At 67.5% G+C, this 8,090-nt stretch carries 4 protein-coding genes; 1 reads left to right on the top strand and 3 read right to left on the bottom strand.

Annotation, left to right across the window (positions count from 1 at the left end; genetic code table 11):
• Positions 1-371: 371 nt before the first annotated feature.
• The 3 genes from ACRARE_RS19060 to ACRARE_RS19050 form a co-directional block, all read right to left on the bottom strand.
• Complete coding sequence (locus ACRARE_RS19060) at positions 372-1,097, bottom strand: IclR family transcriptional regulator (RefSeq protein WP_432658052.1); 726 nt, start codon at positions 1,095-1,097, stop codon at positions 372-374.
• A 195-nt stretch (positions 1,098-1,292) separates the two neighbouring features.
• Positions 1,293-3,470, bottom strand: a complete 2,178-nt coding sequence (locus ACRARE_RS19055) for an acetate--CoA ligase family protein (RefSeq protein ID WP_432658051.1) — start codon at positions 3,468-3,470, stop codon at positions 1,293-1,295.
• Positions 3,471-3,546: 76 nt separating this feature from the next.
• On the bottom strand, positions 3,547-4,527 hold the full coding sequence (locus ACRARE_RS19050) for a Bug family tripartite tricarboxylate transporter substrate binding protein (protein ID WP_432658050.1): 981 nt from the start codon (positions 4,525-4,527) through the stop codon (positions 3,547-3,549).
• A 251-nt stretch (positions 4,528-4,778) separates the two neighbouring features.
• On the opposite strand from ACRARE_RS19050, the gene ACRARE_RS19045 reads away from it, so the two are divergent.
• Entirely contained in the window at positions 4,779-8,075 is a 3,297-nt protein-coding gene (locus ACRARE_RS19045; protein WP_432658049.1) for a carboxyl transferase domain-containing protein, read from the top strand.
• Positions 8,076-8,090 lie beyond the last annotated feature (15 nt).

Genomic DNA, 8,090 nt, shown 5'->3' with positions numbered 1-8,090 from the left:
ACAGTACCTCTGAATTTCCTTCAACCCGTCCGCCTCGAACCTCCCTCAGCAGCGCCGCCGCTTCGTTCCGTCCGACCCGTCCGGGCCGCCCCGCAGCGCCTCAGCGCCGCCGGTGAAGGGGCTTCTACGAGGAGTGCGGGGGAGTCGCAAGGGGTTTTTGAAAGAAAATCGGATCCCGGCTCAGATTTTCTCACGACCCCATAGAATACAGGGATCTGAAAGGCCGCCTGCCCCCTGGGGGCCTGCCCTGCTCTGCGTGAGGGCCGCAAATCGTGGTGAGTTTTCCCGGAATCGTCGGCGATTCCGGGCTAGAGGCGGCGCGGCAGGCGCTGGAGACTCGGGCCAAGGCCCCCCGCACCATGGACGAGCCCCTAGGCGCCCAACCCGATGGAGAGCTCTCGTGCGGCATCCAGCAACCGCGGCCGCATACGGGTGATATCCTCTTCGCGGAAACGCTCTCTCGGTCCCGAGAAAGACAGGGCCCCCAGCAAGCGCTCTGATCCCGAGAAGACAGGTGCCGCGATACCCGCACAGAGCTTGTCTCTTTCCCCAAGCGAAACGGCGAAGCCCTCCTGGCGGATCAGATCCATGTCGCTGCCCTGCTCGGGCGGATCACCGAAAGCGCGCAGGACCTTCCCGGCCGCGCCCCGATACAGGGGCAGGCGATCCCCGACTTGCACGCGGTCCAGGGTGGAATGCTGCGAATCCAGCCGGAACAGGCACAGCCGCTCGGTCGCGGTCTGGCGCACGTGGAACGACGGGCTTTCCGTTCCGATCGAGACCAGGCGCTCCATGACCGGCAGGAAGTGATGGCGCAGCGGGTTGCTGCGCTCGTAGGCCAGGCCAAGCTGCATGATCGTCGGGCCGAGCGCATATTTGGACTCTTCGATCCGGATCACGTAGCCGGCGGCCTGCAACGACTCCATCAGCCGCAGGATCGTGCTCTTGTAGAGCCCCGTCGCCCGGGCGATCTCGGACAGGTTGCGGGGGATCGTGCTGGCTTCAAGCGCCGCGATGATCGACAGCGCCCTGTCCACCGCGGCGACGCCGCGCGATGACTTCTCCTTGTCGGGATTGGTGTTGTCCTGGGCTGTCACATCTACCTCGACTGGTCGTTTGAATGGGCGATACGCCTGACGTCATTTTCATCGAACTGTAGGATTGGACCCTATCACCATAGAAATCCGATCAGAAGTCTTCACGGCGAAGAACCGGCCTCCGGCCTGGGCCCCGTGATGGGACGGCAGGCCGCAGGCTCGGGGGCACCCGCCATGCGGCCCGACCGCCAGACCCTAGACCGCAGCCGTTGCAGCCCCTGCCCCCATCTCGGCGAGAACCAGCAGCGCGTCCGCCGCGATGATCTCTGCGCCCCGGCAGATGAGCGGGTTCACGTCCATCTCCGACAGGACCTCGCCGTGATCGGCTGCGAACTCGGACACCCGGGCGATGATGTCCGCCAGCGCCTTGCGATCGACGGCGGGCTGCCCCCTGAAGCCATCCAGCAGGCTTTCGCCCCGCAGCCTCGCCAGCATCGCCTCTGCCTGCGCTGCGGTCACCGGCGCAGGGGCCGTGACACTATCGGCCATCAATTCGACGAGGACGCCGCCAAGCCCGACAAGCACCAGCGGCCCGAAGGCCGGGTCGACCCGGGCGCCGACGACGATCTCCAGCCCTTCGGGAACCATATGCTGAAGGATCACCCCGTCGATGCGCGCCGCAGGAACGGCCGTGCGGACAGCGCCCATCATCCGCTCGTAGGCGGCGACGGCCGCCTCGGCGCCTTCCAGGCCTAGGGCGATGCCTCCGACCTCGGTCTTATGGGCAATGTCGGGGCTGTCGATCTTCATCACCAGGCGCCCGCCCATCTCTGCGGCCGCGCTGCGCACCTCTTCGGCAGAGGTGGCGCGGCGATCGCCGGTGACAGGCACCCCATAGGCCGCCAGAAGCGCCTTCGCCTCGCGCTCGGGGATCGTGGCGGACCGCGCGGCGGCCAGCTTGCGCGCCACCTCACTCCGCGCGGCCTCTTCGACCAGCCTCGGCGCCCGCTCTGCGACCGCAGCGCGTCGGCGGTGCCAGTCGGCCCACAACCGGATCGCGGTAAAGCAGGCGGTGTTGGAGCGGAACAGCGCAAGATTGCGGCTGGCCTCGATCTCTGCCGCGCCCGGCCCTTCCAGCCAGCCCGAAAGCCAGACCATGGCAATCACCTTGTCGGCCTTGCGGGCCAGCTCATCCAACAGCTGGATTCGGGGGGTCGCCGTGTCATAGGCCAGCGGGTGCGGGATGACGATCACGCCGTAGCTGTCGTCGGCCAGGACGGTGTCGACGCAAGCGGTCAGCGAGGTCATGTTGTTCACCACCTCGGCGGTGACATCCGCCGGATTGCGGACCGCACCGAAGCTGGGAATATGCTCGGCCAGGGTCGCAAGCACGGCGCCGTCCGGCTGCGGCAGCGGGACGCCCGCCGTTTCAGCGGCATCGGCGGCCATGATGGCGGCCCCGCCCGAGGTCGCGATGACCATGCTCCCGTCACTCGACGGCGCCCCTACCTTGGAGAGGAAAGTGGCGACCTCCAGCAGATCTTCGAAGTCGTCGATCATGATGCCGCCGGCCCGGTCGATCATGCTGCGATAGGCGGCCTGCGATCCGGCAAGGCTGCCGGTGTGCGAGGCCGCCGCCTCGGCCCCGGAGGCGCCCCGGGCCATCTTGCACAGGATCAGCGGCTTGCCGGCCTGCGTCGCGCGGCGGCAGACCTCTTCCATGCGTCGCGGGTTGGCCAGCCCCTCCAGCAGGCAGACGATCACCCGGCAGCCCGGATCATCGACCAGGAAGTTGGCGCAATCGGCCACGTCCACATCCGCGGAATTACCACAGGACAGCACATGGCTGAAGAAGATGTCGCGGTTCATCGACTGCGCCAGCGACAGGCCAAGCGCGCCGGACTGGCTGGCCAGGCCGATCGCACGTCGCTCTGCGGGACAGTCGAACCCCTTGTCGAGGTCGAGCCCGGTCAGGAAGGTGGCCCCGGCCCGCGAGGCGAAGTTGACGAAACCGATTGTATTGGGCCCGACCAGGGGCATCCCGCTTTCCCGGGCGCGGGCGGCAATGCGGCCCTGCACGGCGGCGGTTTCGGCGTCGCCCGTTTCGGCAAAGCCCGAGGCGATCAGCACCACCCCGCCCGCCCCCACCGCGATGGCCTCCTCGACGATCGCTTCGACCATCGACAGGCCCGTCGCCACCAGGACGCAGTCCGGCACCTCAGGCAGGTCGCCAAGCGCGGCATGGCACGGCACGCCGTCGATCTCGTCATAGCGCGGGTTCACCAGGTAGAGGGCTCCGTCGAACCCCGAGAGGTTCTGCATGAAGCGGCCACCGAAGGAACTGGCGTTGGCCGAGGCGCCGACGATGGCGATCGACCGGGGATTGAAAAGCCGGTCAAGCTGCGCGGTCGGTCGAAGGGAGGAGGGAGTCATCTGGTCTCTCTGTTCTTTGGCGGAGTGTCTTGCGCGGCCGACCCCGGCCGGCCGCGCAGCGAAACAACGGTCGGGGTTACTGGCCCACGACGATGTTTGCCGACTTGATGATTTCGGCGGCGGTCTCGGTCTCGGCCTCGACCTGGCTGCGGAAGTCCTCGGGCGACGGGACGACCGGACGGCCCTGCAACTCCAGCTTGGCGCGGGTCTCGGGATCTTCGGTCGCGCTTACGATGGCGTCGTAGAAGGTCTGGACGATGGAGGGATCGGTGCCATCGGGCATGAAGACGCCGGTCCAGAAGGTGACGTTGAACCCGTCGATCCCGGCTTCCATCATCGTTGGCGTATCGGGCAGGCCAGGCCAGCGATCCGGCCCCGAAACCGCCAGCGCGGTCAGTCGGCCGGCCTCGATCTGCGGCACCCCCGAGGGTGTATCGAAGGCCAGGTCGATCTCGCCCGACAGCAGCCCGACTTCCATCGGGGCGGCGCCCTTGTAGGGGATGTGGGTCATCTCGGTGCCGGTCTTCTGCGCCATGATCTCGGTGGCGAGATGGATCAGGTTGCCGATCCCGGCAGAGCCATAGGACAGATCCCCCGGATTGGCGCGGGCCGTCTCAACCAGCGAGGCGACATCCGTCACACCCTCGGTGCGGGGATTCTCGGGGTTGGTGACCAGGATGAAGGGGGTTTCGACGACCTTGGTGATCGGCGCGAAATCCACCAGCGGCTGGTACTGGATATCCTTGAACAGCGTCGGATTGACGGTGATCGAGCTCGAGTTCGAGAACAGCACCGTGTGGCCGTCGGGATCGGCCTGGGCGACGGCGGTCGCCGCCAGCATCCCGTTGGCCCCGGTGCGGTTCTCGACCACCACCGGCTGGCCCAGCGACTCCGTCAGCTTCTCGGCCATGATGCGGGCCACGGTGTCGATCGAGCTGCCGGCACTGAAGCCGACCAGCACCTTGATGGGTTCACTCGGGTAGTCCTGGGCCTGGCCGAGGGACGCGGCGGAAAGCCCAAGGGCAAGGCCAAGGGCGAGCGTTTTCGAAGATTTCATGGTTCCTCCCATTTTTCAAAATGGTCTTTTTGACAGACCACATGTTCTAAACCATATCCATATCCGCTCTTCTGGCAATGCCCTTCCTGCCAGAAATTTCTGGCGAACCCTGAGTCCCGCCTCGCAAAAACGCCAAGCGGCCGAACATAAGTCTTGTGAATCTTTCAGACCATATGTTCTACTTAAAAGAACACAGAGGGGGAAATCATGCTCGGAACCAAAGACGAAAACCGCCTGCCGGGAGCCAAAAATTGAAGGAAGAAGGTTTGTCCGGAAAGAAACTCCTGATCGCGAATCGGGGGGAGATCGCCGTTCGCGTGGCACGGGCCTGTGCCGAGCTCGGAATCACCAGCGTGGCCATTCACCCTGAGGATGACAGGGCTGCCGCCCATGTGACCGCCGCGAACGAGGCGCTGCTCATCCCCGGGCGCGGCGCAATGGCCTATCTCGATATCGGCACCGTGGTCGACGCGGCGCGCTCTGCCGGTTGCGACTTCGTCCACCCGGGCTATGGCTTCCTCTCCGAGAACGCCAGTTTCGCGCGCCAGTGCGAGGACGCGGGGATCACTTTCGTGGGGCCAATGCCCGACAGCCTGGCCCGGCTGGGCGACAAGGCCCGCGCCCGCGCCCTTGCGGTGTCGCTTGCGGTGCCGGTGGTCGAGGGGCTCGAGACCGTGACCTCGACCGAGGATGCCCTGGCCTTCTTCGCCGCGCAGCCCGCGGGCACCGCGGTGATGGTCAAGGCCGTGTCGGGCGGCGGCGGTCGTGGCATCCGCACGGTGCGGCAGGCCGAAGACCTGGAGGCCGCCGTGAAGAGCTGCCGTGCCGAGGCGAAGTCCGCCTTCGGCGACGATGCGCTTTACATGGAACGGCTGATCGAACGCGCCCGCCATGTCGAGGTGCAGGTGCTGGGCGACGGACAGGGCGGCATCACCCACCTGTGGAACCGCGAATGCACGGTGCAGCGGCGCAACCAGAAGCTTCTTGAAATCGCCCCCAGCCCCTGGGTGCCCGAGGCCCTGACCAGGGCCATGCAGGAGGATGCCGTGCGCCTGGCTGCCGCGGTGAACTACCGTGGCCTTGCCACCGTCGAATACCTGGTCGACGAGGACCGCGGCGATTACGCCTTTATCGAGGTGAACCCCCGCATCCAGGTCGAACACACGGTCACCGAAGAGGTGATGGGCCTCGACCTGGTCGCCGCACAGATCCGGGTCTGCGCCGGGGAAACCCTGGGCGAGCTGGGCCTGACCCAGGACAGTCTGCCCGCGCCCCGCGGCTTCGCCGTGCAGGCACGCGTCAACGCCGAGATCATGTCCGAAGATGGCATGGCCCGGATCGCGGACGGCACGATCACCTCCTATGAGGTGCCCACGGGGCCCGGCCTGCGCATCGACGGCTCGGGCTATAGCGGGCTGACGCTCTCGCCCTTCTACGACTCGCTGCTGGCCAAGGTCATCGTGCGTGGTCAGGACTGGCCGTCGCTGCGCCAGCGCCTGGACCGGGCGCTGTCCGACTTCCTGATCGGCGGGGTCGAGACCAACATCGGTTTCCTGCGCAAGCTGCTGGCACTCGACGAGGTTCATACCGGCGCCGTGACCACCCGCATGGTCGACGACCGGGTGGCCGAACTGGTCCGCGCACCGGCCCCGGCCCAAAGCCACCGCAGCATCCCGGACAGCCCGGTTGCCACGGCTCCGACCGGGGCCGAGGTGGGCGACGGCCTGATCGGCATCGCCGCCCCCATGGGCGGGGTGCTGGTCTCTTTGCTGGTGACAGACGGGGAACCGGTCGCCCTGGGCACGCCGGTCGCTGTCCTCGAAGCCATGAAGATGGAGCATGTGGTCACCGCCGATGTGGCGGGCCATGTGCGCCGCCTTGCCTGCCCGGGCGAGGTCATCTCGAAGGGCGATGCCCTGGTGGTGGTCGAACCGGGCGAGATCGCCGGGGCCGCACGCAGCGAGGAAGCCGCCTTCGACCCGAACCGGATCCGGCCCGACCTGGCCGAGGCCCTGGCCCGGCGCGACAGCGGCCTGGACGCCGCGCGCCCCGAGGCGGTCGCCCGCCGTCACGACAAGGGCAAGCGCACCGCACGGGAGAATATCGACGACCTCTGCGACAGCGGAAGCTTCGTGGAATACGGCGCGCTGGCCGTTGCCGCGCAACGCAGCCGCCACCCCGAAGAGCACCTGCGCAAGATCAGCCCGGCCGACGGCCTGGTGGCCGGCATCGGCACGATCAACGCCGACACCTTCGGCCCCGAGAAGGGCCGCGCGGCGGTGATGTCCTACGACTATACGGTCTTTGCGGGCACTCAGGGCAATATCGGGCACCGCAAGACGGACCGGCTGCTGAAGGTCGCCGAACGCGCGGCCCTGCCGGTGGTGGTCTACGCCGAAGGGGGCGGCGGGCGGCCCGGCGACACCGACAACCGGCCCGGCGTGAACCTGGCCAACCCGACCTTCTGGCAACTCGCCCGGCACTCGGGCGTGGCGCCCATGGTGGGCATCGTCTCGGGGCGCTGCTTTGCCGGCAATGCCGCCGTGCTTGGCGTCTGCGACGTAGTGATCGCCACCGAGGATGCCACTATCGGCATGGGCGGCCCGGCGATGATCGAGGGCGCCGGCCTCGGCGTCTTCCGGCCCGAAGAGGTCGGCCCGACCTCGGTGCACAGCCGTAACGGCGTGATCGACATCCTGGTCGCGGACGAGGAAGAGGCCACCGAGGCGGCCCGCAAGTACCTGTCCTATTTCCAGGGGCCGATCGACAGCTGGGAGGCCAACGACACCCGCCAGCTGCGCGGTGCCGTGCCCGAGGACCGCAAGCGCGCCTATGACGTGCGCCCGCTGATCGAAACCCTGGCCGACCGCGACAGCGTGCTGGAACTGCGCGCCGGTTTCGGCCCGGCCCTGGTCACCGCCCTGGCGCGGATCGAGGGCAAACCCTGCGGCATCCTGGCCAATGTGGCGGCCGTGAACGGCGGCGCGGTGGACCGTGACGAAGCCGACAAGGCGGCGCGGTTCCTGCAACTTTGCGATGCCTTCGACCTGCCCGTCATCAGCCTCATCGACACCCCCGGCTTCATGGTCGGACCGGATGCCGAGACGCGGGCCAACGTGCGCCATTTCAGCCGCCTGTTCCTGGTCGGGGCCAGCCTGAACACGCCGTTCTTCTCGGTCATCCTGCGCAAGGCCTATGGCCTGGGCGCAATGGCCATGGCCGGGGGCAGTTTCCACGAAAGCAGCCAGATGACGCTGAGTTGGCCTTCGGGAGAGTTCGGCGCCATGGGGCTGGAGGGTGCGGCGCGCCTCGGGTTCCGCAAGGAGCTGGAGGCGATCGCCGACGAAGGCGCGCGGGAGGCGCGCTATCAGCAGATCGTGGCGGAGATGTACGAGACAGGCAAGGCGGTCAACATCGCGCCCTTCCTCAGCATCGACGCGGTGATCGACCCGGCAGAGACCCGTTCAGCCCTGGCCCGTGCCATGCAGGCCGTGCCCGAGGCGCGCCTGCCGAAGCACTCCAAGCGTCCAATGATCGACGCCTGGTAAGAGCGGCTTAGGGAG

It is taken from the genome of Pseudooceanicola aquaeponti (assembly GCF_050897975.1).
GTDB lineage: Bacteria > Pseudomonadota > Alphaproteobacteria > Rhodobacterales > Rhodobacteraceae > Pseudooceanicola.
The sequence above is the reverse complement of the archived record's forward strand: the minus strand, read 5'-3'. Positions and strand labels throughout refer to the sequence as shown.